This window comes from Pseudomonas sp. No.117 (genome assembly GCF_054558395.1).
Genome location: NZ_BAAJNP010000002.1, coordinates 155,676 through 178,588 on the forward strand (window position 1 = coordinate 155,676; position 22,913 = coordinate 178,588).

At 69.3% G+C, this 22,913-nt stretch carries 24 protein-coding genes and 1 riboswitch; of the genes, 8 read left to right on the forward strand and 16 right to left on the reverse strand.

The window, feature by feature from the left end; translation table 11 throughout:
* The first annotated feature begins 1 nt into the window (after position 1).
* Genes ACYJP6_RS04225 through ACYJP6_RS04240 form a run of 4 tightly spaced genes read left to right on the forward strand, consistent with a single transcriptional unit; the run spans position 2 to position 3,866 of the window.
* On the forward strand, positions 2 to 1,018 hold the full coding sequence (locus ACYJP6_RS04225; protein WP_459473647.1) for an ABC transporter permease: 1,017 nt from the start codon (positions 2 to 4) through the stop codon (positions 1,016 to 1,018).
* Position 1,019: 1 nt separating this feature from the next.
* Positions 1,020 to 1,895, forward strand: coding sequence for a D,D-dipeptide ABC transporter permease (ddpC, locus tag ACYJP6_RS04230; RefSeq protein WP_459473649.1), 876 nt, complete (start codon positions 1,020 to 1,022; stop codon positions 1,893 to 1,895).
* Position 1,896: 1 nt separating this feature from the next.
* Complete coding sequence (locus tag ACYJP6_RS04235; protein ID WP_459473651.1) at positions 1,897 to 2,880, forward strand: ABC transporter ATP-binding protein; 984 nt, start codon at positions 1,897 to 1,899, stop codon at positions 2,878 to 2,880.
* Positions 2,877 to 3,866, forward strand: coding sequence for an oligopeptide/dipeptide ABC transporter ATP-binding protein (locus ACYJP6_RS04240; protein ID WP_459473653.1), 990 nt, complete (start codon positions 2,877 to 2,879; stop codon positions 3,864 to 3,866). The genes ACYJP6_RS04235 and ACYJP6_RS04240 overlap by 4 nt, the downstream gene beginning before the upstream one ends.
* Before the next feature lie 8 nt (positions 3,867 to 3,874).
* Here the strand turns inward: ACYJP6_RS04240 and ACYJP6_RS04245 are convergent, their stop codons facing one another.
* Entirely contained in the window at positions 3,875 to 4,324 is a 450-nt protein-coding gene (locus tag ACYJP6_RS04245) for a YcgN family cysteine cluster protein (protein ID WP_058783726.1), read from the reverse strand.
* A gap of 137 nt (positions 4,325 to 4,461) precedes the next feature.
* Between ACYJP6_RS04245 and ACYJP6_RS04250 the strand changes: the two genes are divergently transcribed.
* Entirely contained in the window at positions 4,462 to 5,058 is a 597-nt protein-coding gene (locus ACYJP6_RS04250) for a nitroreductase family protein (protein WP_459473655.1), read from the forward strand.
* Here the strand turns inward: ACYJP6_RS04250 and ACYJP6_RS04255 are convergent.
* The 3 genes from ACYJP6_RS04255 to rnd are packed head-to-tail and all read right to left on the reverse strand — an operon-like array spanning position 5,043 to position 7,434.
* Positions 5,043 to 5,984: a D-2-hydroxyacid dehydrogenase gene (locus tag ACYJP6_RS04255; RefSeq protein WP_459473656.1), complete on the reverse strand. Its 942-nt coding sequence runs from the start codon at positions 5,982 to 5,984 to the stop codon at positions 5,043 to 5,045. The two genes, ACYJP6_RS04250 and ACYJP6_RS04255, sit on opposite strands and share 16 nt — an antisense overlap.
* Positions 5,981 to 6,283 (reverse strand): YcgL domain-containing protein, encoded by a 303-nt coding sequence (locus ACYJP6_RS04260; RefSeq protein ID WP_459473657.1) that lies wholly within the window; start codon positions 6,281 to 6,283, stop codon positions 5,981 to 5,983. Before ACYJP6_RS04260 ends, ACYJP6_RS04255 begins: the two co-directional genes overlap by 4 nt.
* On the reverse strand, positions 6,280 to 7,434 hold the full coding sequence (gene rnd / locus ACYJP6_RS04265) for a ribonuclease D (protein WP_459473659.1): 1,155 nt from the start codon (positions 7,432 to 7,434) through the stop codon (positions 6,280 to 6,282). Before rnd ends, ACYJP6_RS04260 begins: the two co-directional genes overlap by 4 nt.
* A 285-nt stretch (positions 7,435 to 7,719) precedes the next feature.
* Between rnd and ACYJP6_RS04270 the strand changes: the two genes are divergently transcribed.
* Positions 7,720 to 9,027 (forward strand): OmpP1/FadL family transporter, encoded by a 1,308-nt coding sequence (locus ACYJP6_RS04270; protein WP_459473660.1) that lies wholly within the window; start codon positions 7,720 to 7,722, stop codon positions 9,025 to 9,027.
* A gap of 59 nt (positions 9,028 to 9,086) precedes the next feature.
* Here the strand turns inward: ACYJP6_RS04270 and ACYJP6_RS04275 are convergent, their stop codons facing one another.
* Positions 9,087 to 10,106 carry a zinc-dependent alcohol dehydrogenase family protein gene (locus tag ACYJP6_RS04275; protein ID WP_459473662.1) on the reverse strand — a complete coding sequence of 340 codons (1,020 nt, stop codon included), beginning with the start codon at positions 10,104 to 10,106 and terminating at the stop codon, positions 9,087 to 9,089.
* A 104-nt stretch (positions 10,107 to 10,210) separates the two neighbouring features.
* Between ACYJP6_RS04275 and ACYJP6_RS04280 the strand changes: the two genes are divergently transcribed.
* Complete coding sequence (locus ACYJP6_RS04280) at positions 10,211 to 11,137, forward strand: LysR substrate-binding domain-containing protein (RefSeq protein ID WP_459473664.1); 927 nt, start codon at positions 10,211 to 10,213, stop codon at positions 11,135 to 11,137.
* On the opposite strand, the gene ACYJP6_RS04285 is transcribed toward ACYJP6_RS04280, so the two are convergent.
* From ACYJP6_RS04285 to cobO, 11 genes are all read right to left on the reverse strand, one after another.
* On the reverse strand, positions 11,127 to 13,280 hold the full coding sequence (locus ACYJP6_RS04285; protein ID WP_459473666.1) for a putative bifunctional diguanylate cyclase/phosphodiesterase: 2,154 nt from the start codon (positions 13,278 to 13,280) through the stop codon (positions 11,127 to 11,129). The two genes, ACYJP6_RS04280 and ACYJP6_RS04285, sit on opposite strands and share 11 nt — an antisense overlap.
* 160 nt (positions 13,281 to 13,440) lie before the next feature.
* Complete coding sequence (locus tag ACYJP6_RS04290) at positions 13,441 to 14,172, reverse strand: adenosylcobinamide-GDP ribazoletransferase (protein WP_459473668.1); 732 nt, start codon at positions 14,170 to 14,172, stop codon at positions 13,441 to 13,443.
* A complete protein-coding gene (locus ACYJP6_RS04295) occupies positions 14,172 to 14,723 on the reverse strand; it encodes a histidine phosphatase family protein (RefSeq protein WP_459473670.1) in 552 nt (183 codons plus the stop codon). The genes ACYJP6_RS04290 and ACYJP6_RS04295 overlap by 1 nt, the downstream gene beginning before the upstream one ends.
* Positions 14,716 to 15,774: a nicotinate-nucleotide--dimethylbenzimidazole phosphoribosyltransferase gene (gene cobT, locus ACYJP6_RS04300; protein ID WP_459473672.1), complete on the reverse strand. Its 1,059-nt coding sequence runs from the start codon at positions 15,772 to 15,774 to the stop codon at positions 14,716 to 14,718. Before cobT ends, ACYJP6_RS04295 begins: the two co-directional genes overlap by 8 nt.
* Positions 15,771 to 16,292 carry a bifunctional adenosylcobinamide kinase/adenosylcobinamide-phosphate guanylyltransferase gene (cobU, locus tag ACYJP6_RS04305; protein ID WP_459473674.1) on the reverse strand — a complete coding sequence of 174 codons (522 nt, stop codon included), beginning with the start codon at positions 16,290 to 16,292 and terminating at the stop codon, positions 15,771 to 15,773. The genes cobT and cobU overlap by 4 nt, the downstream gene beginning before the upstream one ends.
* Complete coding sequence (locus ACYJP6_RS04310; RefSeq protein WP_459473676.1) at positions 16,293 to 17,744, reverse strand: cobyric acid synthase; 1,452 nt, start codon at positions 17,742 to 17,744, stop codon at positions 16,293 to 16,295.
* Positions 17,741 to 18,730 carry a threonine-phosphate decarboxylase CobD gene (gene cobD / locus ACYJP6_RS04315; RefSeq protein ID WP_459473678.1) on the reverse strand — a complete coding sequence of 330 codons (990 nt, stop codon included), beginning with the start codon at positions 18,728 to 18,730 and terminating at the stop codon, positions 17,741 to 17,743. The genes ACYJP6_RS04310 and cobD overlap by 4 nt, the downstream gene beginning before the upstream one ends.
* Complete coding sequence (gene cbiB / locus ACYJP6_RS04320; RefSeq protein ID WP_459473680.1) at positions 18,723 to 19,631, reverse strand: adenosylcobinamide-phosphate synthase CbiB; 909 nt, start codon at positions 19,629 to 19,631, stop codon at positions 18,723 to 18,725. The genes cobD and cbiB overlap by 8 nt, the downstream gene beginning before the upstream one ends.
* Complete coding sequence (bluB, locus tag ACYJP6_RS04325) at positions 19,628 to 20,278, reverse strand: 5,6-dimethylbenzimidazole synthase (RefSeq protein ID WP_459473682.1); 651 nt, start codon at positions 20,276 to 20,278, stop codon at positions 19,628 to 19,630. Before bluB ends, cbiB begins: the two co-directional genes overlap by 4 nt.
* Positions 20,275 to 21,573 (reverse strand): cobyrinate a,c-diamide synthase, encoded by a 1,299-nt coding sequence (locus ACYJP6_RS04330; protein WP_459473684.1) that lies wholly within the window; start codon positions 21,571 to 21,573, stop codon positions 20,275 to 20,277. Before ACYJP6_RS04330 ends, bluB begins: the two co-directional genes overlap by 4 nt.
* On the reverse strand, positions 21,567 to 22,193 hold the full coding sequence (cobO, locus tag ACYJP6_RS04335; RefSeq protein ID WP_459473686.1) for a cob(I)yrinic acid a,c-diamide adenosyltransferase: 627 nt from the start codon (positions 22,191 to 22,193) through the stop codon (positions 21,567 to 21,569). Before cobO ends, ACYJP6_RS04330 begins: the two co-directional genes overlap by 7 nt.
* A 92-nt stretch (positions 22,194 to 22,285) precedes the next feature.
* Positions 22,286 to 22,479: riboswitch (cobalamin riboswitch) on the reverse strand.
* 99 nt (positions 22,480 to 22,578) lie between these two features.
* Here cobO and ACYJP6_RS04340 point away from each other — a divergent pair.
* Positions 22,579 to 22,908: a four-helix bundle copper-binding protein gene (locus ACYJP6_RS04340; protein WP_459473688.1), complete on the forward strand. Its 330-nt coding sequence runs from the start codon at positions 22,579 to 22,581 to the stop codon at positions 22,906 to 22,908.
* The last annotated feature ends 5 nt before the right edge of the window (positions 22,909 to 22,913 follow it).

Here is a 22,913-nt window from a genome sequence, read left to right on the forward strand (position 1 = left end):
CATGGCGTTCTTCCACCTGCTGCGCAAGCAGCTGACCGATATCCTCATCGTGGTCATCGGGGTGTCCCTGATCACCTTCGTCATCTCGCACCTGATCCCCGGCGATCCGGCGCGGCTGATCGCCGGCGAGCGCGCCAGCGACGAGATCGTCGCTGGCATCCGCCACCAGCTGGGCCTGGACCTGCCGCTGTACCAGCAGTACGTCCGCTACATGGGCGATCTGCTGCAGGGCGACCTGGGCCAGTCAATCCGTACCCATCGCCCGGTACTGGACGACCTCCGGCTGTTTTTTCCCGCCACCCTGGAACTGGCCCTGGCGGCGCTGCTGCTGTCGATCCTGATCGGGGTCCCCCTGGGCGTACTCTCGGCGGTCTACAGCAATCGCTGGATCGACCACATCAGTCGCACCCTGGCGGTGGCCGGCATCTCCACCCCGGCGTTCTGGCTGGGCCTGGGGCTGATCGTGCTGTTCTACGGCCATCTCGGCTGGCTGCCGGGTGGCGGGCGGCTGGACCAGGGCCTGACACCGCCGCCCACGGTGACCGGCTTCTATCTCATCGACACCCTGCTGGCCGGCGATCTCACTGGTTTCGTCAGCGCCGCCAAGCACCTGCTGCTGCCGGCGGTGACCCTGGCCTTCGTCAATTTGGGCGTGATCACCCGGCAGATCCGCGGCGCCATGCTCGAACAGCTGGGCGAGGACTATATCCGCACCGCCCGCGCCTATGGCCTCTCGCAGACCACCGTGGTGCTGCGCCATGCCCTGCCCAATGCGCTGATCCCCTCCATCACGGTGATCGGCCTGGCCCTGGGCGATCTGCTCTATGGCGCGGTGCTCACCGAGACGGTGTTCGCCTGGCCGGGCATGGGCGCCTATGTGGTCAAGTCAATCCAGGCGCTGGATTTTCCGGCAGTGATGGGCTTCGCCATCGTGGTGTCCTTCATCTATGTCCTGCTCAACCGCTTCATCGACCTGCTCTACCGGCTGGTCGATCCCCGTATCGGCAAGGTGAACTAGCATGACGACCCTGACCGTTTCGCGGCCGGCCTGGCAGGAGCGACTCGCCTGGCTGGCCTGGCGCCTCCGTCGCAATCCGCTGATGCTCGCCGGCCTGGTGATCACGCTACTGGTGCTGCTGTGCATGGCGGCCGCGCCCTGGCTCGCGCCCTACCCGCCCAATGCCCTGAAACTCACCGCGCGACTACAGGCGCCCAGCGCCCTGCATTGGTTCGGCACCGACGAGGTGGGTCGCGACCTGCTCAGCCGGGTGATCTACGGCAGCCGCCAATCGGTGGGCGTCGGCCTGTTCGTCGCCTTCGCCGCCTGCGCCAGCGGCGGCCTGCTCGGCTGCCTGTCGGGTATCGTCGGCGGCGCCTTCGACCGCCTGATGATGCGGCTGATGGACATCATCCTCTCGGTGCCCTCGCTGGTATTGATCATGGCGCTGGCCGCCGCCCTCGGGCCCAGCCTGTTCAACGCCATGCTGGCCATCACCCTGGTGCGCATCCCCTTCTATGTCCGCCTGGCGCGCGGCCAGACCCTGAGCATCCGCCAGCTGGCGTACGTGCAGGCGGCGCGCACCTTCGGTGCCGGCAAGTGGCACCTGGTGCACTGGCACGTGGCGCGCAACGCCCTGCCACCGCTGCTGGTGCAATTCAGCCTGGATATTGGCAACGCCATCCTCATGGCCTCGGCGCTGGGCTTCATCGGCCTCGGTGCCCAGCCACCCACCGCGGAATGGGGGGTGATGGTCGCCAGCGGCCGCAACTTCATCCTCGACCAGTGGTGGTACTCGACCTTTCCGGGCCTGGCGATCCTGGTCACCGCGATAGGTTTCAACCTGCTGGGCGATGGCATCCGCGATCTGCTCGATCCTCGACAAAAGGGCAAATGACATGGGCCAGGCCGTTCTGCACATCGACCAGCTGAACCTGGAATTCCCCGGCTTTCGCAGCAGCGCCAAGGCGCTCAACGGCGTCAGCCTGAGCGTGGCGCCCGGCGAGATCGTCGGCGTGGTGGGCGAGTCCGGCTCGGGCAAGTCGGTCACCGCCATGCTCACCCTGGGCCTGCTGCCCCGCGACAGCTACCGGGTCACCAGCGGCCGCGTCACCCTGGTGGGCCACGACATGCTGGCGCTGAGCGAGCGCCAGCTGATGGAAGTCCGCGGCCGCGAGGCGGCGATGATCTTCCAGGAGCCGATGACCGCGCTCAATCCGACCCGGCGGATCGGCCAGCAACTGCTGGACGTGATCCGCCGCCACACCGCCCTGGACGCCGCCCAGGCCCGCGCCCGGGCCATCGAGTTGCTCAAGGACATGCACATCGCCGATCCCGAGCAGATCCTCGACCGCTATCCCTTCGAACTCTCCGGCGGCATGCGCCAGCGCATCATGATCGCCCTGGCCTTCTCCTGCGATCCGCCCTTGCTGATTGCCGACGAGCCGACCACGGCACTGGACGTGACGGTGCAACGCCAGGTCCTGCTGCTGCTCCGCGAAAAGGCGCGAGCCCGGGGTACCGCCATCCTGCTGATCACCCACGACATGGCCCTGGTCGCGCAATTCTGCGACCGCGTCTATGTGATGTACGCCGGCGGCATCGTCGAACAGGGCGCCACGGCCGCGGTGATGCAGGCGCCACGGCATCCCTATACCCAGGGCCTGCTGGCCTGCCTGCCGGAGAAGGCGGTGCCGGGTAGCGACCTGGCCAGCATCCCCGGGCAGGTGCCCAACCTGGCCCAGCTGCCCAGCGGCTGTACCTTCAAGGAGCGTTGCGCCCGGCGCCACGAACGCTGCGAGACGCGGCCCGGGCTGCTGCCCACCGAGACCCCCGATCACCTGAGCGCCTGCTGGCTGCAGGCCGAGGACGCCCCGGCATGAACGCTCCCTCTCCTTCCGTCGCGCCGCTGCTGGAACTCCAGGGCGTCGAGGTGCGTTATCCGGTGGGCCGGGACTGGCTCGGCCGCAGCAAGGGCCAGGCCCACGCCCTCAACGGCATCGACCTGCGCCTGTTCCCCGGCGAAACCCTGGGTGTGCTGGGCGAATCCGGCTGTGGCAAGAGCACCCTGGCCCAGGTGCTAATGGGCCTGGTGGAACCGGTGAGCGGCAGCCTCGCGGCCACGGGCTCGACCAACGGCCGGCGCAATATCCAGATCGTCTTCCAGGATCCGCAATCCTCGCTGGACCCCCGTCTACCGGTGTGGAAGCTGATCACCGAACCCCTGGTGGTACGGGGCCGCAAATCCACTACGGACTTGCGCGCCGTCGCCGAACGCCTGGCGCTGCAGGTGGGCATTCGCCCGGAATACCTGGATCGCCACCCGCACCAATTCTCCGGCGGCCAGCGCCAGCGCATCGCCATCGCCCGGGCGCTGTCGTCCGATCCGGACGTGATCATCCTCGACGAGCCGACCTCGGCGCTGGACATCTCGGTACAGGCACAGATCCTCAACCTGCTGGCGCAGCTGCAACGCGAACGCGGCCTGACCTTCGTGCTGATCTCCCACAATGTCTCGGTGGTACGCCATCTGGCCAAGCGGGTAGCGGTGATGTACCTGGGGCAGATCGTCGAACTGGGCGACGCGGAGCAGGTGCTGGAGCGCCCCAGCCACCCCTACACCCGGCTCCTGCTGGAAGCGGTACCGCGCCTGGATCAGCCGCTGACCGGCGACGCCGCCGCCCAGCGTACCGAGCTGCCAGGCAACCGGGTGCTGCCGAGCGGCTGCTTCTTCCGGGATCGCTGTCCCCAGGCGGGAGCGGGTTGCGAAAGGCCCCAGCAATTACTGCCGGCGACTCTGGTGGAGGTCCGGTGCCATCGCGCCACCGGCCTGCTGGCGCCAGCGCGGGGGGCGACTGCGCTGGCCTGAACGCAAGGTCAGCCGGCGCGGAAGATCAGATAGTCTTCCCAGTCATCCTCGGCCACCTGGGTCTCGCTGAGCATGCGACCGGACTGGGAGATGCCAGCCTTATGTACCGCCTGGGGATCGTCGCAGATCAGCGGATGCCATTCGGGCAGGTCCTTGCCCTCGGCCACCAGGCGATAGCCGCAGGTGGGCGGCAACCAGGCGAACTGGTCGGCCTGGGCCGGGGTGAGCTGGATGCAGTCGGGGACGAAGCGGGTGCGCTCGGCGTAGCGGCTGCACTGGCAGGTCTTGAGATCCAGCAGCTTGCAGGCGATGCGCGTGTAGTAGACGGCGCCGTCGTCCTCGTCTTCCAGTTTCTGCAGGCAGCACAGGCCACAGCCATCGCACAGCGACTCCCATTCCTGGGCATCGAGCTGGTCGAGGGTCTTGCGCTTCCAGAACGGCTGGGTGATGGCGGCCATGGCGACGGTCGTGGCAAAAGGAAAGGGCGCGCAGTCTAGTGCCGCCGGCGGCGAGCGCCAAGCACCGTTCGCGCCCTTGTCGGTTCCGCCTGGCCGGATTACCGTGCGGGACTCCCCTTTCCCAGCGTGGTGAAGCCATGACCAGTAGCAGCCGTACTCCCCAATACCCGGTCGACGAACAATTCGTGCAGCGCTGGTCGCCGCGCGCCTTCGCGCCGGTCGACATCGAGGAAGAAACCCTGCTCGGCTTCATCGAGGCCGCGCGCTGGGCACCGTCCGCCTTCAACGCCCAGCCCTGGCGCTTCCTCTATGCTCGCCGCGGCGATGCCCACTGGGACCTGTTCCTGAGCCTGCTCGCCGAATTCAACCGCGGCTGGGCCCAGCAGGCCTCGGCGCTGGTGATCATCCTGTCAAAGACCACCCACACCCGCGCCGGCAGCGGCGAGGAAGTGCCCTTCCCCAGCCACAGCTTCGACGCCGGCGCCGCCTGGGCCTACCTGGCGCTGCAGGCGACCAATGCCGGCTGGCACGCCCACGGCATGGCCGGGATCGACCGCGAGGGTATCCAGCGTGAATTGCAGGTCCCGGCCTCGTTCAAGGTCGAGCTGGCGGTGGCCATCGGCAAGCTGGGCGACAAGGCCAGCCTGCCGGAGTCGTTGCAGGGGCGCGAGCTGCCCAGCCCGCGCCTGAAGATCGAGGAGCTGGCCGCGGCCGGCCCCTATACCCTCGGCTGAGCCGCGAGGTCGACGGCGCCGCGCAGGGGTTGCCCCTGCTGCAGGCGCTGGAGATTATCGAGGAACAGGCGTATTGCCGCGGCCGGCGGCGTGGGTCCGGCGACATGGGCGGTGAGTTGCAGATTGGGCGTTTGCCAGAAGGGATGCGCCTGGGGCAGCGGCTCCTGGCGAAACACGTCCAGTACCGCACCGGCCAGGTGTCCACTCTGCAGCGCCGCGATCAGATCGGCATCCACGACGCTGGTGCCACGTCCGGCATTGATGAACAGGGCCCCCGCGGGCAAGGCGGCGAAGAAGGCTGCGTCGTAGAGATCCCGGGTGCTGGCGCTGTCCGGTAGCAGGTTGACCACGAAGTCCGCGTCCCCTGCGGCGAGGTGCAGGTCCACCAACGGCCGGACCCGGGCGAAACCAGGTAGCTCACGCGCGCAGCGCGCCACGCCGGTGACCTCCAGGCCGAAGGGCGCCAGCAACCGTGCCACGTCCTGGCCGATATCCCCCGCCCCGACCAGCAGCAGGCGCCGTCCGGCCAGGGTACCCGGCGCCCGGGTATCCCAGTGGCCCTCACGCTGGCTGAGCTGGCGCTGCATGACCTGGCGTTCGTGCTGCAGCAGGTAGGTCAACACGTATTCGCCGATGCTCTGGCCGAACAGCCCCACGGCGCGGCTGAAGCCATAGTCGGTCGGCAGGTCCGCGGCCAGCAGCGGTGCATAGCCGGCCCAGGTGGATTGCAGCCAGCGCGGCTTGAAGCCTCGGCGCAGCAGCGCCGCGGCGCGGTCGGGTTGGCCGAGCCAGTAGCTCTCCCCTGCTGCCATCCGCTCGGCCTCGGCCGGGTCGACCGGTACGCACAGTTCCAGCTCCGGCGCCAATTGGCGCCAGGCCTGCACATAGGCTGATGGCTCGTCTTCCAGCAGCAGGACGGCCGTCATAGCGGATCGTTGAGCCGCAGCAGTTCTTCGGGCAGGTGCTCGATGTAGTCGTCGCGCTCCAGCTCCGGCGGCGGCATCTGCAGGTGGTAGCCCTGCTTGTCGATGTTCTCCAGCACCTTGGCGACGTCTTCCCGGGCCAGCTTGCGCTCCGGGGTCAGCACGAACTCGAAGGCCAGTGCCGGAGGCCCGAAGGCCGTGAGCAGCCCCTCGGGAACGCGGGTCAGGCCCTTCAGCTTGTCGACATAGAGGTACATTTCCAGCTTGCGCGGGCTGCGGTAGATGGAGCAGAGCAATTTCATGGGGTGTCTTCCAGGGGCGCAGGGGTACTGCGCTGTGCGTGCAGGTGATCGAGGAGGGCCTGGCCGAAGCGTTCGCGGCGCCAACCGCGGAGGTTGTCGGGCAGCCGGTACTGGCCGTCGGGCCAGCCGGTGCGCAGCAGGGCTTCGAGCACCTTCTTGCGCAGCATCAGCTCCGGCGCCATGCCCAGGGCTGCGGCATCCCGCTCACCGATGGCGCGCAGGGCCTTGAGCAGTGGCGAGACCTCGTGGGGCAAGGGCTCGGATTGCAGCTCGGGCCATTGGTCGGCCGGCGTGGCCGCACCCTCGGCGATCAGCGCCAGCAGGGTATCGCCGTCCTGGCGTACGGTACGCGGGTGCATGTCGTCGATACGGGCCAGGGCCTGCTTGTCATCCGGCTGGAAACGCGCCAGCGGCCACAGCGAGCGTTCGCGCAGCACATGGTTACGGGGCTGGTCGCGCTCGCGGGCGGTGACTTCCCGCCACTGGCAGAGCACCCGCAGCACGGCCAGTTGCTGGCGCGACAGGCGCCAGGCCAGCTTGACCTCGCGGTAGGCTTCCCAGGGATCGCTGGTGCGGCGCAGGTTGGCCACCAGCTCGGCGCCATCCTCTAGCAGCCAGGCGCGGCGGCGCTCGTCCAGGCGGGCATCGAGCTGGCGATAGATCTCCGCCAGGTGGGTGACGTCAGCCGCCGCATAGCGCTCCTGCAAGGGCGTCAGCGGCCGCTGCAGCCAGTCGGAGCGGGTCTCGTCCTTGGGCAGGTCGATCTGCAGCACCTCGGCCACCAGCCGCGAATAGCCCATGGAGTGCGCCAGCCCCAGGTAGGCCGCGGCCAGCTGGGTATCGTACAGCGGCTGCGGCAGGCTGCCGGTCAGGCGCAACAGGACTTCCAGGTCTTCGCTGCAGGCGTGCAGCACCTTGACCACCGCCCGGTCCTCCAGCAGCGCGGCGAACGCCGTCCAGTCGCCGATGCACAGGGGATCGACCAGATAGGCCTGTTCGCCGTCACCGATCTGGATCAGGCCGGCCTTGGGATAGAAGGTGTCGACCCGCATGAATTCGGTGTCGAGGGCGATGAAGGGCAAGGTCTGGCAACGCTGGCAGAGGGCTGCCAGCGCGGCGTCGTCGCGGATCCAGTGGGGGGCAGAAGTCAAGGGCGCACTCCGAACGTAGGAGCCGACAGTATAAGCCACCCGGACAGGATCTTCGGTGCCGCTTGATCCGCCTTTCGGGTGCCCGAAGGCAGGGCATTCAGCGGCTTTCCAGGCGGGTTCGTCGGATGAACGCTCGCTGACCACCCCGAACCAAACGTGACCGAATAGTTTTTTTTGTATTCGCAGGCAGGGCCTGCTAAAAGCTGAATGTGCGCAGGAACTCACTCGGACTTGGGAATCCGCGGAGGTAAGCGCTTTCTCGCCTTTCAATGGAGCTGCAAGAGCATGAAAACAATAAAACTGACCCTACTTGCATTGGCCGTCTCGAGCGCTTCCGGCTATGCCCTGGCCAACGGCCTGGCCATCAACGAACAGAGCGTCAGCGGCATGGGGACCTCCTTCGCCGGACGGTCTTCCTCCGCGCAGGATGCCTCGACCATCTATGGCAACCCGGCCGGCATGTCCCGCCTGGGCCGCGAGGTGTCCCTGGGTGGCGCCTACATCCACGCCAAGGTCGACATCAAGGACGTCAACGCCCGTTATGCCAACGGCCAGCAGGTGCCGGGCAGCAACGACGGCGACATGGTGCCCAATTCGGTGGTGCCCTTCGGCTACTTCGTCACCCCGGTGGACGACCGCCTGCACTTCGGCCTGGGGGTGTACGTCCCCTATGCGCTGATCAGCAACTACGAGCACGCCTTCCAGGGTCGCTACCAGGGCCAGGCGAGCAAGGTGGAAGTCATCACCGTGCAGCCCACCGTCAGCTACAAGATCACCGACAAGGTGTCCATCGGCTTCGGTCCGACCATCAACCGCATCGAAGGCAAGCTCAACAGCAACCTGACCGCCAACGCCTTCGGCGGCGGCGATGCCCAGGTCAAGATCGACGGCGACGATACCGCCTATGGCTTCAACGTCGGCGTCCTGGCCGATCTCACCGACGACCTGACCTTCGGCCTGACCTATCACTCCAAGGTCAGCTACAAGCTCAAGGGCAATACCGAGGTCACCGGGGCCGGCAGCGCCAGCCCGACCCTCAACAGCATTCTCACCCGGCTCAATGGCAAGTACGACGCCAGCCTGAACCTGACCCTGCCGGAAAGCAGCGATGCCTCCTTCACCTATCGGCTGAACAACGACTGGACGCTGTACGCCGGAGCGACCTGGACGCGCTGGAGCCGCCTGCAGTCCATCACCGTGGAGAACGAAGGCACCCCCACCCTGCCGGTACTGGGCAATCGTCTCGGCGAGATCAGCGAGGAATTCAACTGGAAGGACACCTGGTCCTATGCCGTGGGCGCCGCCTACCAGCTGAATCCGCAATGGGTGCTGCGCGCCGGCATGGCCCTGGATCCCTCGCCGGTGGACAATGCCGATCGCAACGTGCGCGTCCCGGTGGGCGATCGCAAGACCTTCTCCCTGGGCGCGGGCTGGTCCCCGACCAAGGAGATGACCATCGACGTCGCCTACGCCTACCTCTGGGAAGACAACGTCAAGGTCAACCGTGCGCCCGATGCCCTGCGGGGCGGCTACAACGCCAAGTACGACAACAGCGCCCACGGCCTGGGTGCCCAGCTGACCTACCGCTTCTAAGCCCCGGGGTCTGCCGCTCGAAGCCGCCGCCAGGCGGCTTCCTGCTTTCTGGCGTCCGGTCAGTCCAGCCGCACCACTACCTTGCCGAAGGCGCCCCGGGCCAGATGGTCCAAGGCCGCGGGCAGCTCTGCCAGCGGATAATCGGCAGCCACGACCGGGGTGATGCCCGCCTGGTCAATCCAGCGCACCAGGTCTTCCAGGGCCCGGCGATTGCCCACCGCGACGCCCTGGAGCCGGGCCCGCTTGGCGAACAGCGGCGCGCAGGGCACCTGCAACTGGAAACCCTCCAGTACCCCGACCATGGCAATCGTCCCGCCGGGTGCCAAGGTGTCCAGGGTCCGGCCCAGGTCGCCGCCGGCCAGCTCCACCGCGATGTCCACCCCGCGGCCATCGGTGGCCTGCCAGACCTGCTCGGCCCAGTCGGCCCGGTTGCGATCCACCACCCGCTGGATACCCAGGGCCAGGGCGCGCTCGCGCTTGGCGGCGCTGGCGCTGGTCAGCACCACCTGGGCGCCGCGGCTGAGGGCGAGCTGGGCGGCGAACAAGGCCACCCCACCGCTGCCCTGCACCAGCACCCACTGCCCCGCCTGCAACCGGCCCACTTCGACCAGGCTGTGCCAGGCGGTGAGACCGGCACAGGTCAGGGTACTGGCGCCTACCGCATCCAGGGTCTTGGGGGCGGCGACGAGGTTGTCCTCGTGCACCCGCACGAATTCGCCCAGCACCCCGGGCAGCTCGGCACTGCCGAAGGCCGCGTCGGGGGCCCGGCCTGGCAGGGGCTCGTCGAGCCAGTCGCGCCAGAAGGTGTTGATCACCCGTTGGCCCAGCTGGACCCGGCTCACCGCCGGCCCCAGGGCCACTACCTCACCCGCCAGGTCCGAGCCGGGCACCAGGGGAAAGCGCAGCGCACTGCCCATACCGTTCTCGAGGATCAGGCGATCGCGATAATTGAGGGAGACCGCGGCGACGCGCACCAGCACCTCGTGGGGACCGGGCGACGACAGCGGCACCTCGGCCAGGCGCAGGTGGGTGGAGCCGTAGTCGTGCAATTGCCATTGCCTGGCGGTGGTGGGAAGCATGGGATGTTCCTTGGGCTGGTGGGATGCGACCAGCTTATTGGATAGTCATTGGCCCAGGTGGCGCGTTAAATTCGCAGCATCGAATAGCTTTAGGCGACAATCCTATGATCCGGGCAGACTCCCTGGGCGGCATCGCCGCCTTCGTCCAGGCCGTACAGTCGGGCAATTTCAGCAGCGCCGCGCAGCGCCTGCACCTGTCGCGTTCGGCGGTGGGCAAGGCCGTGGCGCGTCTGGAAGAACAGCTGGGCGTGCCGCTGTTCCAGCGCACCACGCGCAGCCAGCGCCTCACCTTGGAGGGCGAGCTGTTCTATCAACGCTGCCTGCGCATCCTGGCCGAACTGGAGGGCGCCGAGGACGAGCTGGCCCACGGCCGCCAGAGGCCGCGGGGTCGTCTGCGGCTGAGCATGCCGGTGCTGCTGGGGCGGCGCTGCCTGGCGCCGATCCTGCTGGAGCTGGCCGAGCGCTGGCCGGAGCTGCAGTTCGAGTTGTCCTTCAACGATCGCAAGGTGGACCTGCTGGAAGAAGGCGTCGACCTGGCCATCCGCAGCGGCCCGCTGGACGATACCCCCGGCCTGCGCGCGCGCCGGTTGGGCGAGGACCTCATGGTGGTCTGCGCCGCGCCCGCCTGGCTGGCGCGGCAAGGCACGCCCCTTACCCTCGACGCGCTGGCGATCCAGCCAGCCGTGCTCTACAGCCGCGGCGCCGAGGGCGCGAGCTGGGTCTTCGAGGAGGCTAGCGGCCGCCTGCGGGAGGTGCGCCCACCCGCCCGGCTGTTGCTGGACGATCTCGACGCCATGCTGCTGGCCGCCTGCCGCGGCCTCGGCGTGACCCGCCTGCCGAACTGGCTGGTCGACACGGCCCTGCGCGAGGGCCAGTTGGTCGCCCTGAATTTCGCCGAGCAGGCCCGGCCCATCGTGATTCAGGCGGTCTGGCCGGACACCCGGCAACTGCCCTTCCGCGTGCGCCTGGTGCTCGACGAACTGGTCGAGCGCCTGCCGCCCGTGCTCGCCGCGACGTCCGTCAGGCCCTGAGCTGCCAGTAGCCCTGCGCCTGTGCGGCGTACCATTGCTGGAAGTCGTCCAGCGACAGGGCGCCGGCCGCCAGTTGGCCCTGGATCTGGTCGCAGCCGAGGTCGGTGAGCACCTGCAGCGCCGCGGGGGTCTCCACCCCTTCGGCCACCACCCGCAGTCCGCGCAGCTGCCCGAGCTGGACCAGCAGGCGAATCACCTCCTGGTCGCCCGGCAGGTGGCAGTGCTCGATGAACTGGCGGTCGATCTTCAGCTCGTCGATGGGAAAGCTGCTCAGGCAGGCCAGCGAGGAATGTCCCGCGCCGAAGTCGTCCAGGGACAGCTCGAAGCCCATCGCCTTGAGCTGGCGCAGGCAGTCGAGGACCTGCACCGGATTGCTCATGGCCCGGGACTCGGTGATCTCCAGGCAGAAGCCGCAGGCGACGGCACCGGTCTCGTCCAGCAGCCGGCCGATGCGGCCGATGAACGCCGGGTGCTCGAGGTCGAGCAGCGAGAGATTGACGTTGAGCTTGAGCGCCCCGAGCTGCCGCTCGCGCTGCAGGCGCATGCAGCGTTCCAGTACCCAGAGGGTGATGTCGCAGATCTTGCGGCTCTGCTCGGCGATGCCGACGAAGGCGTCCGGCTTGAGCAGTCCCAGTTCCGGGTGCTGCCAGCGGATCAGTACCTCGGCGCCCTCGACGCGGCCGTCCGGCAGGCCGATCTTGGGTTGCAGGTAAAGGCGCAACTGGTCGTGGTCCACCGCCAGATCCAGGGCGTCGAGCATGGCGATGCCCAGTTGGCGCTGGCGTTCCTGGTCCGGGTCGTGGAAGGCATAGGGGAGCTGCTGGCGGCGTGCGTCCTGCAGGGCCGTCTCGGCATTGGCCAGCAGGGCTTCGGCGCTGCCGCCGTGCTCGGGGTAGCAGGCGATGCCGAAGGTGATGCGCAGCGACACGCGCTGATTGCCGCTGACGAAGGGCTTTTCCACCAGGTTGCGCAGCGACAGCAGCGCGGCGTCTGCCGAGCCGCGGTCGAACCAGGGCAGCAGCAGCACGAAGGTATCGGCGCCGATCCGCGCCACGCCGTTCTCCTCCGGCGCGGCGACCCGCAGCCGGCGCGCCAGGTGGCGCAGGATCTTGTCCCCGCCCTCCTGGCCGAGCAGTTCGTTGATGTTGCGGAAGTTGGCGACGTCGAGCAGCAGCACGGCGAAGCGCCCGGCCGCGGCGCGCTCGAGGCGCTGGCGGATTTCCAGCACCAGCCGTACCTGGTTGGGCAGCCGCGTGAGCATGTCCCGAAATGCCAGCTGGCTGATGCGCCGCTCGCGGGCGGCCAGAGCGGCGCCCATCTGGTTCATGGCACGGCCCAGGCGGCCGACCGGATCGCGCCCTTCTTTCAACCCGAGTTGGTAGTCGCCATCGGCGATGCGCTCGGTCGCCTGGCCGAGGCGCGCGAGATAGCGATTGAGGGCACCGGCCAGTATCCGGCTGACCAGGGCGCCCATGGCGAAGATCAGCGCCCCTATGAGCAGCGACTCCAGCAGAGCCGACTGCTCTGCCGCTGCTATTCCTTCCATGAACATATCCGCCCCTATGACGACTGCTTGCCCGTCCTGCCCGGGAATGGCCAGGAACAGGGAACGGAAACTGCCAAAGTTATCCTGGTATTCCGCGAAACGAGGTTGATGATCGATGAAGACCGCTCCGAGTTCCGGAGGTGCCTGCTCGTATAGCTGGCGATAGTCGCCGAAGTAGCCGACGCGGATCTCTTCCTCGTTGGCCGAATCCATGATGAAACGAATGTCCGAGCCTTCCTTGACGAAGGCGTAGAGCGAGGCCAGGCCGGCCTTGCGGGCGTAGCGGTCCAGGCTGATCAGCATGCGCCGGTAGCGCTCGGGATCGGCCTTGGCCGGGTCCTGCAACTGGGCCAGGTAGTCTTCGCCGACGATCTCGGGCAGCGCCAGGGCCGCGCTCATCAGCCGGTAGTCGATGCTCTGGCTGCTGGCGTCGCGGGCCTGCTGGTAGCCGTTCAGGGTGAACAGCAGGGTGCCCAGGGCATCGACCAGGATGAACGCCAGGAAGAACTTGGCGAACAGGCTGCGCGGTTTGAGGCGAAGCAGCGCCGCGGGGGCGCTTTCCTGGATCGAACCGGCGCCTTGAGACGCATCGGGCATTGGGGCTCCTTGTCCAGCTGACGACGACTCCCCCTTGGACCCGCCCGCACCGAGGTGGCTGCGCTCGGCGCGGTGCCACGCGCCTTATTAACGGTTTAAACCGAGGCGTTCAAGGACGAAGGTCGTAAAATCCCCGCTGACTCACGCTTGTGGCGATTTTTCAGCGCAGCGCCAGGGCCAGCGCCACCACTACCGCGGTTTCGGTGATTTCCAGGAGCGCGCCGGCGGTGTCGCCGGTGGTGCCGCCCAGGCGCTGGCACAGGGCCCGCCGTCCGAGCAGCGCCACCCCCAGGGTCACCAGCAGCGCGATGAACCCCTGGGGCAGCAGGACCAGGCCGGCGGCGCCCAGCGCCAGGACCTGCTTGAGCGCCCTGCGCGGCAGGTGCCGACTGAGGAGATCGCCCAGGCCGCCGGGCCTGACGTAGGGCGTGGCCAGCAGTAGCCAGGGCAGCGCCAGGCGACCGGCCAGGGGCGCCAGCCATAGGGCGGCCAGCGAATGCGGCAGGAGCACCACCAGGGCGCTCCACTTGAGCAACAGGGTCAGCAGCAAGGCCAGCACCCCCATGGGGCCGCAGGCGGGGTCCTTCATGATGGCGAGGGTGCGCTCGCGATCGCCGTAGCCACCGATCCAGGCATCGGCGCTGTCGGCCAGGCCATCCAGGTGCAGGCCACCAGTGAGGATCACCCAGCCGCTGAGCACCAGGGCCGCCTGCAGGAAGGGACCGCCCGCGGCGCCCAGCCAGGCGAGCAGGCTCAGCAGGCCGCCCAGCAACAGGCCCACCACCGGATACCAGAGCACCGAGCGGCCGACCGCCTCGGGCGGCGGCAGGCCCGGCAGGCGGACCGGCAGGCGGGTGAGGAATTGCACGGCGATCAGCAGCGGCAAGGGCATCAGGGGTGCTCCAGCGACAACGCCTGCAAGGTCGCATAGGGCGCCGCGACCTGCAGCAGGTCCTTGGGCGCCAGGCCGCGCTGGCGCGCCAGCAGCAGCCGGATCACGCCGCCATGGGTGACGATCAGGCTGCGTTGCGCCTGCAGGCGCGGGCGCCAGCGCGCCACGGCGCCCAGCACCCGTGCGGAGAAGGCCGCCACCGGCTCACCGCCCGGGGGCGTATAGGCGTAGGGATCGGCCCAGAACAATCCCAGGGCCTCGGCCTGGTCCTGCATCAGGTCGGCGGCGCTGCGGCCTTCCCAGTCGCCGAAATCCAGTTCGCGCAAGTCCGGCTCCAGCACCAACTCGGTGCCCTGCTCCGCCGCCAGCCATTCGGCGAAGCGTGCGCAGCGCTGCTGCGGCGAGCTGAGGATCAGGGCGAAGGCCGGCTGGCCGGCGACCGCGCTGCGCAGCTGTGTCCAGCCCTGCTCCGCCAGGGGCGGATCGAGGCGCCCGCGAAAGCCCTCGGGGCCCTCGGTGACGCCATGGCGCAACAGCCAGCAGTCAGTCATCGGCGCGGCTGGAAACGCTGGCTTCGGCAAAAGTGGCCATCTCGCTGTGCAGCCGGCAGGCCAGCTGCAGCAGCGGTACCGCCAGGGCCGCGCCGCTGCCTTCGCCCAGGCGCAGGCCCAGGTCGAGCATGGGTTCGCCGCCCAGGGCCAGCAGGACGGCGGCATGGCCAGGCTCGGCGCCGCAATGGGCGAACAGCAGCCAGTCCCGGGTGCCGGGTTGCAGACGCTGGGCGCAGAGCGCGGCCACCGAGCAGATGAAGCCGTCCACCAGGGCCGGCAGGCCTTGCTGGGCGCAGGCCAGGTAGGCGCCGGTCAGGGCGGCCAGTTCGAAGCCACCCAACCGCCGCAGCAGCTCATAGGGATCCTGCAAGGCATCGCCATGGCGCAGCAAGGCGCGCTGGATGACCGCAACCTTACGCGCCACGCCACTGGCATCCAGGCCGGTGCCGGGACCGGCGAGGGCCAGTGGTGAGGTGTCCAGCAACACGCTGGCCAGGGCGCTGGCGGCGGTGGTGTTGCCGATACCCATCTCGCCGCCAATGAAGAGATCGGCGCCGCCGCCGCAGGCGCGCAGCACGGCGTCGCGACCGGCCTGCAACGCAGCCTGGCACTGGTCATGGGTCATGGCCGGGGTCAGGGTGAAGTTGGCGGTGCCGCGCCCGAGGGGCAGGTCGACCACGCCCGGCAGCGCCTCCAGGGGCGTCACCGTGCCCAGGTTGACCACCTCCAGGGCGGCGTCAAGTTGCCGGGCGAGTACGCTGATGGCCGCCCCGCCGCTGACGAAGTTGCGCACCATCTCGGCGGTGACCGCCTGGGGATAGGCAGAAACGCCCTCTTCCACCACCCCGTGGTCACCGGCGAAGACGGCGATGGCGGTGCTTTCGAGCAGCGGCCGCGGCGTGCCCTGCAGGGCCGCCAGCTGGATGGCCAGGGCTTCCAGGTCGCCGAGCGAGCCGCTCGGCTTGGTCAATACCTTCTGCCGCTCGCGCGCGGCCTCGGCGGCGGCGGTATCGGGTTGGCGGCAGGGTCCTTGCCACCAGGGCATGCTCATAGCGGTGTTCCTTTGAGGGTCAGGGGGAGCCCGGCCACGGTCAGCACCACGCGGTCGCAGCGGGTGGCCAGGGCCTGGTGCAATTCGCCGGCGGCGTCGACATAGCGGCGGGTCAGCTCGCCCAGGGGGACGACGCCCAGGCCGGTCTCGTTGCTGACGAAGATCAGCCGGCCGGGTAGCTGCGGCACCCCGTCCAGCAGGGCCGCGCAGGCACGATCGAGGCGCTGGGGATCGTCGAGCAGGAGCAGATTGGTCAGCCAGAGGGTCAGGCAGTCCACCAGCAGGCAGGCGTCCGGCGCGGCCAGGGCCTGCAGCCGCTCGGCCAGCGCCAGCGGCTCTTCCACCAGCGCCCAGTGCGCCGGTCGCCGCGCCGCGTGGCGTTCGATGCGCCGGGCCAGTTCGGCATCGCTGCCGCCGGCCGTGGCGATATAGGTGACGGCAAGGCCGGACTCGGCGGCCAGGCGCTCGGCCAGGGCGCTCTTGCCAGAGCGAGCGCCACCGAGGATGAGTTCGCGCATCTAGAGCTCGCAGAGGGCGCGCAGGCGCCCGGTGTCCAAATGGTGCTCGACCAGGTCGGCGAGACGATCCAGATCGCGCTCGCGCAGGGCGTGGTAGTCCAGCTGCTGCGGCTCGGCCAGGCCGGCCCAGCGCAGCAGGGCGACGCTGGCGGCGGGCGACTCGAACAGGCCGTGCAGGTAGGTACCCAGTACCTGGCCATCGTCGCTGAGGCTGCCGTCGACCCGGCCATCGTCGAACCTTACCACCGGACGTTCCAGCGCCGGTCCCTGACTGACGCCGGCGTGGATTTCGTAGCCGACGACCTCAGCCGCGCCGTCGCACAGCTGGCCCTGCACCGTGCGCAGCTGTTTTTCCGCGGCCAGCTCGGTGGTCATGGCCAGCAGGCCGAGACCGGCGCTGTCACCGGGAGCGCCTTCCAGGCCCAGGGGATCGGCAATTCGTTCACCGAGCATCTGGAAGCCGCCGCAGATGCCCAGCACCCGGCCGCCGTATCTCAGATGGCGGGTGATGGCCCGGTCCCAGCCCTGGGCACGCAGGAAGGCCAGGTCACTGCGTACGCTCTTGGAGCCGCCGAGGATGACCAGGTCCACCGCGGGTAGCGCCTCGCCCTGGCGGACGAACAGCAACTCCACCTGGGGATGCAGGCGCAGGGGATCGAAATCGGTGTGGTTGCTCAACCGCGGCATGACCGGCACCGCAACGCGCAGGCGCGGCCCCTGCTTGGCGACCTGGCCGGTGGCCAGGCGATCCTCAGCCTCCAGGTGCAGGTCGTGCAGATAGGGCAGCACGCCGAGCACCGGCTTGCCGGTACGGGCTTCCAGCCAGTCCAGCCCCGGTTGCAACAGGGCCAGGTCACCGCGGAAGCGATTGATGATGAAGCCGGCGACCCGCGCCTGCTCACTGGGTTCGAGCAGGTCCAGGGTGCCGACCAGATGGGCGAAGACACCGCCACGGTCGATATCGGCCACCAGCAGCACCGGGCAGTCCACCGCCTCGGCGAAGCCCATGTTGGCGATGTCGCCCTGGCGCAGGTTGATCTCGGCCGGTGATCCAGCGCCCTCCACCAGCACCACCTGATAGTGCTGCGACAGCCGCCCATGGGACGCCAGTACCGCCTCGCGCGCCACCGGCTTGTAGGCGTGGTAGGCCTTGGCGTCCATGCTGGTGACGGCGCGGCCATGGATGATCACCTGGGCACCGACATCGGTGTTGGGCTTGAGCAGCACCGGATTCATGTCGGTGTGCGGGACGAGGCCACAGGCCTGGGCCTGGACCGCCTGGGCACGACCGATCTCGCCGCCGTCGGCGGTCACGGCGCTGTTAAGCGCCATGTTCTGTGGCTTGAAGGGCACCACGCGCACGCCCTGGCGATGGAGCCAGCGGCACAGGGCGGACACCAGGGTGCTCTTGCCGGCGTCGGAGGTGGTGCCCTGCACCATCAACGTACTCATGGAGAACTCCGATAACGGGCCAGGGCCGCGTCGAGCCGTTGCCACTCGGACTCGTCGGCCGGCAGGCCGAACCTCAGGGCATCGAGGTGGGGAAACAGCCGGGTGAAGATGGCCTGGCGCGCCAGGTGTTCGTGCAAGGCAACGGCATCCGGACACCGCAGCAGTTGGAACAGGGCACAGCCACCGCTGGGCGGCAGCTCGTGCCCGGCGAGTAGCGCCGCCAGCCGTTCGCCGGCCTGCAGCAGGGCCTCACGCTGCCGCTGCTGGGCTTCCTGGTCGGCCAGCAGGCGTTGCGCCAGGTAGCGACTGGGGCCGTTCACCGTCCAGGGGCCGAGGTGCTCGTCGAGGCGCGCCAACAGGGCCGGCGCGGCGAGCACGAAGCCCAGGCGCAGCCCAGCCAGGCCGAAGAACTTGCCGAAGGACCTCAGCACGATCAGCCCGGGCAGATCGCTGAAGGCCGCCAGGCTGGCGCCCGGCGTGGGGTCCATGAAGGCCTCGTCCACCACCAGCCAGCCGCCGCGGCGTTCCAGGCGGGCCTGCCAGTCCAGGAGCCGCGCCGGCGACAGCCGCTCGCCGGTGGGATTATTGGGGTTGACCACCACCAGAACATCGAACCGATCGAGGCCAGCCGCTACCTCGGCCTCGCCGCACTCCACGACCTCGTGTCCGGCCCGGCACCAGGCCAGGGCATGCTCGGCGTAACAGGGCGCCAGCACCGCGACGAGCGACGGGGGGCGCAACTGCGGTAGCGCCTGGATGGCGGCCTGGGAGCCGGCCACCGGCAAGGCTGCGGGGGCGCGGTAACAGGCGCAGGCCGCCGCCACCAGGCCGTCGTCGGGCTCCGGCAGGCGCGCCCAGGCGCTGGCGGGAATCTCGGGCAGCGGAAAGGGCCAGGGGGCCAGGCCGGTCGAGAGGTCCAGCCAGTCGGCCAGGGGGATGTCGTAGGTCCGCGCCGCACGTCTCAGGCGGCCGCCATGCTCAAGCAAGCAGCAACCCTCCCAGGGCGATCAGGGCAGTCCATAGCCAGGCGCCCCGCCGTACCAGTTTCAGTGCCCGGGTGATGGCCAGGAAGGTCGGCGCCGGGCCGCGGCCAAGCAAGGGCCGCTCGTGCCACTCGCCATGGTAGCGCGCCGCACCGCCCAGGCTCACGCCGAGGGCGCCGGCCCCCGCCGCCATCACCGGGCCGGCGTTGGGGCTGTCCCACAGCGGCGCCTGGGTGCGCCAGCATTCGATGGCATTCCAGAAGCGGCCGAGACCGGCATAGGTCAGGGCGACCAGGCGTGCCGGAATATAGTTGAGCACGTCGTCCAGCCGCGCCGCGGCCCAGCCGAAGCGCTCCAGGCGCGAGGTGCGATAGCCCCACATGGCGTCCAGGGTATTGGCCAGGCGATAGAGCACCACGCCCGGGGCGCCGAGCAGGGCGAACCAGAACAGCGCAGCGAAGACGGCGTCGCTGCCGTTTTCCAGCACCGATTCGGTGGCGGCGCGGGCCACGGCGGTCTCGTCCAGCTCGCTGGTCTCGCGACTGACCAGATAGCCGACCCGCCGCCGTGCCTCGGACAGGTTGTTGCGCTGCAGGGCGCGCGCCACCGGCTCGGCGTGCTCGCCCAGGCTGCGCAGCCCCACGGCCAGGTAGAGCGCCAGGGGCTGGATGATCCAGGCCAGCCAGCCGATCTGGCAGAGCAAGGCGGTGAGCAGCACCCAGGGCAGCACGGCCAGGCTCCAGGCCATCACCCCATGACTGCGCCAGCCACGTCCCCCGGGATTGAAGCGGGCTTCCAGGCCCTCGGCGAAACGGCCGAACAGGACCAGCGGATGGGCGCGTCGCGGTTCGCCGAGCAGCAGGTCGAGCAGCATGCCGCAGACGACCGCGAAGGCCAGCATCATGGTTTCTGGCCCCAGCGATTCTCGAAGACCAGCTCTGCCAGCGGGCGCCCCTGGCGCCAGCCCTCTTCTTCCAGCATGGGCCGCTCATAGAAGGCCTCGACCGGCCCGAGGCAGAGGATGGCCGCAGGCTGCGAGCCCTCGGGCATGCCCAGCAGGGTGCGCACGGCTTCCGGGTCGAACAGCGACACCCAGCCCATGCCCAGGCCTTCGCAGCGCGCCGCCAGCCAGAGATTCTGGATGGCGCAGGAGAGCGAGGCCAGATCCATCTCCGGCAGGGTGCGCCGGCCGAAGACGTGGGCTTCGCGGCCATCCATGAGGGCGGTGACCAGCACCTCGGCGCAGTCGAGGATGCCCTGCACCTTGAGCTTCATGAAGTCGTCGCTGCGCTCGCCGAGGGCTTCGGCGGTCACGCGGCGCTCCTCCTCCACCAGCTCGTGCAGGCGCTGGCGCAGGGCCGGATCGCTGATGCGCAGGAAGCGCCAGGGCTGCATCAGCCCGACGCTGGGGGCCTGGTGGGCGGCGCCCAGCAAACGGGCCAGTTGTTCGGGCGGTACCTCGCCACCGCAGAAATGGCGCATGTCGCGGCGCTCGGCGATGGCTCGGTAGACGGCAGCTTGTTCGGCGGGGGTATAGGGCGTCGTGGTCACGGCTTGAACATCGCGGCGGCCGCGGCGGGTGCCGACGGCATGTAGAAGTGAATATAGCTGGCGGTGAGCCGACCGTCGCGGTAGACCGCTTCGGCCACGGCCTTGCCATTGGGGCACAGCCCACGCGCCCAAGGGGTCTCCGGCGACTCCAGCGCGGAGTGGTGATAGGTGTGGCCGCGCAGCGTGCCCTGGGCGAACTCCACCGACTGCAGCGCCAGGGCGGTCAGCCGCGCCTGCATCCGCGCGCTGCCCGGCAGAAGTCCGAGCATGGCGGCGGACTCACCGCCCTTGTCGGTCAACTCGTCGAGCAGATAGAGCATGCCGCCGCATTCGGCGAGGATCGGCTTGCCCGCCCCATGATGGGCACGAATGGCCGCGCGCATGCCGAGGTTGTTCGACAGTGCCTGCAGGTGCAACTCGGGATAGCCGCCCGGCAGGTAGAGGCTGTCCACCTCGGGCAGCTGGCTATCGGCGAGTACGGAAAAGAAGGACAACTCGGCGCCCAGGGCGCGCAAGAGATCCAGGTTGGCCTGGTAGATGAAAGCCAGGGCCGCATCCCGGGCTACGCCGATGCGCACCCCGGCCAGCAGGGGCGAGACGGACGTCGGCTCCGGTGCGGCGAAGGCCACGGGCGTCGGCAATTCGATGTCGGAACTGGCCGCCAGGGCATCGGCGGCGGCGTCGAGACGGCGATCCAGGTCGGTGACCTCGTCGGCCTGGATCAGCCCCAGGTGGCGACTGGGCAGCTCGATACCGGCATCCCGGGGCAGGCTGCCGAAGAAGGTCATGCCCTCCGGCAGGCTGCCGCGGATCAACTGGGTCTGCCGCGGGCTGCCACTGCGATTGGCCAGCACCCCGGCGAATGGCAGGCTCGGGCGATAGTGGGCCAGGCCATAGGCCAGGGCGCCAAAGGTCTGCGCCAGGCCGGCCGCGTCGATCACCCCCAGCACCGGCACGCCGAAGCGCTCGGCCAGGTCCGCCGCCGAGGGCTGGCCGTCGAACAGGCCCATGACGCCCTCGATGAGGATGAGATCGGCCGCTCCCGCCGCTTCCCATAGCAGCCGCCGGCTCTCGGCCTCGCCGATCATCCAGAGGTCGAGCTGGTAGACCGGCGCGCCACTGGCGCGGGCGAGGATCATGGGGTCGAGGAAATCCGGACCGCACTTGAACACCCGCACCCGCCGGCCCTGCCGCGCATGCAGGCGGGCCAGCGCCGCGGTGACGCTGGTCTTGCCCTGGCCGGACGCCGGCGCGGCGATCAGCAGCGCCGGGCAATGCCGCGCCTGGCCTACCATTCGATACCCTGCTGGGCGCGGACGCCGGCCTGGAAGGCATGCTTGACCAGGCTCATGTCGGTCACGGTATCGGCGGCCTCGACCAGCGCCGGCGGCGCGCCGCGGCCGGTCACCACCACGTGCTGGTGCGCCGGGCGGCCGGCGAGATCGGCCAGTACCTGGTCGACCTCCAGGTAGCCATGCTTGAAGGCGATGTTGAGTTCGTCCAGCAGCACCAGGCCGATGGCCGGGTCACGCAGGAGCTCCACCGCGACCGCCCAGGCCGCGGCGGCCGATTGCAGGTCGCGGGCGCGATCCTGGGTGTCCCAGGTGAAGCCTTCGCCCATGACGTGGTAGCGCACCTCGTCGGGAAAGCGCTTGAAGAAGAGTTGTTCGCCGGTGTCGCGGCGGCCCTTGATGAACTGCACCACGCCCACCTTCATGCCGTGGCCAAGGGCGCGCGCTGCCATGCCGAAGGCCGAGCTGCTCTTGCCCTTGCCGATGCCGGTGTGCACCAGCAGCAGGCCACGCTCGTCCTGGGCCTCGGCGATGCGGGCGTCGATCACCGCCTTCTTGCGCACCATGCGCGCGCGGTGGCGTTCGTCGCGCTCGGGGCTGGTGGATTCGGGGGTATCGGTCATGGCGGTGCTCCGGATGCGGGCGCGGCGGAGGCACGGGCAGAGGCACCGCCTGCCAGGCAGGGGTGACACCGCACGATGCCCTCCGCATCGCCGAGATGAACGCAGGCGTGGCCGGTCTCCGGGCTCGTGAGGCGATGCCCAGGGGCATCCGCGGCGCCCCTTCCCGGCCAGGCCAGTGGGTATCGCGCCGCTACTACTCAACTACCGTTGCGGGGGCAGCGCCGGCTCGACCGGCTTCCCTGTTTCACCCCGGCTCAAGCGGGGCACCACGTGCAAGGGCGCAGGGTACGGACTAGCCGGGAGAGCGTCAATCGATCGCGCCACCCGAACTCGGCGCCCCGCGACCGGGTCCACCCTGAACCCCCAAACCGCCAGGAGATACCGGATGACCGATTCCACCCTCGCCGCCTGCATCAAGGCCTGCCTCGACTGCGCCGCGGCCTGCGAAACCTGCGCCAGTGCCTGCCTGGGCGAAGACCATATCGACATGATGCGCGAGTGCGTCCGCCTGGACCGCGACTGCGCCGATGCCTGTCGCCTGGCCGCCACCTTCATGCAGCGCAACAGCGACCGCATCGCCGAAGCCTGTGCCCTGTGCCTGGCCACCTGCCGCGCCTGCGCCGCCGAGTGCGGCAAGCACAAGGCCGAGCACTGCCAGGCCTGTGCCCGGGCCTGTGAAGCCTGCGCCGACGCCTGTGCGGCCATGGCCGCCTGAGCCCC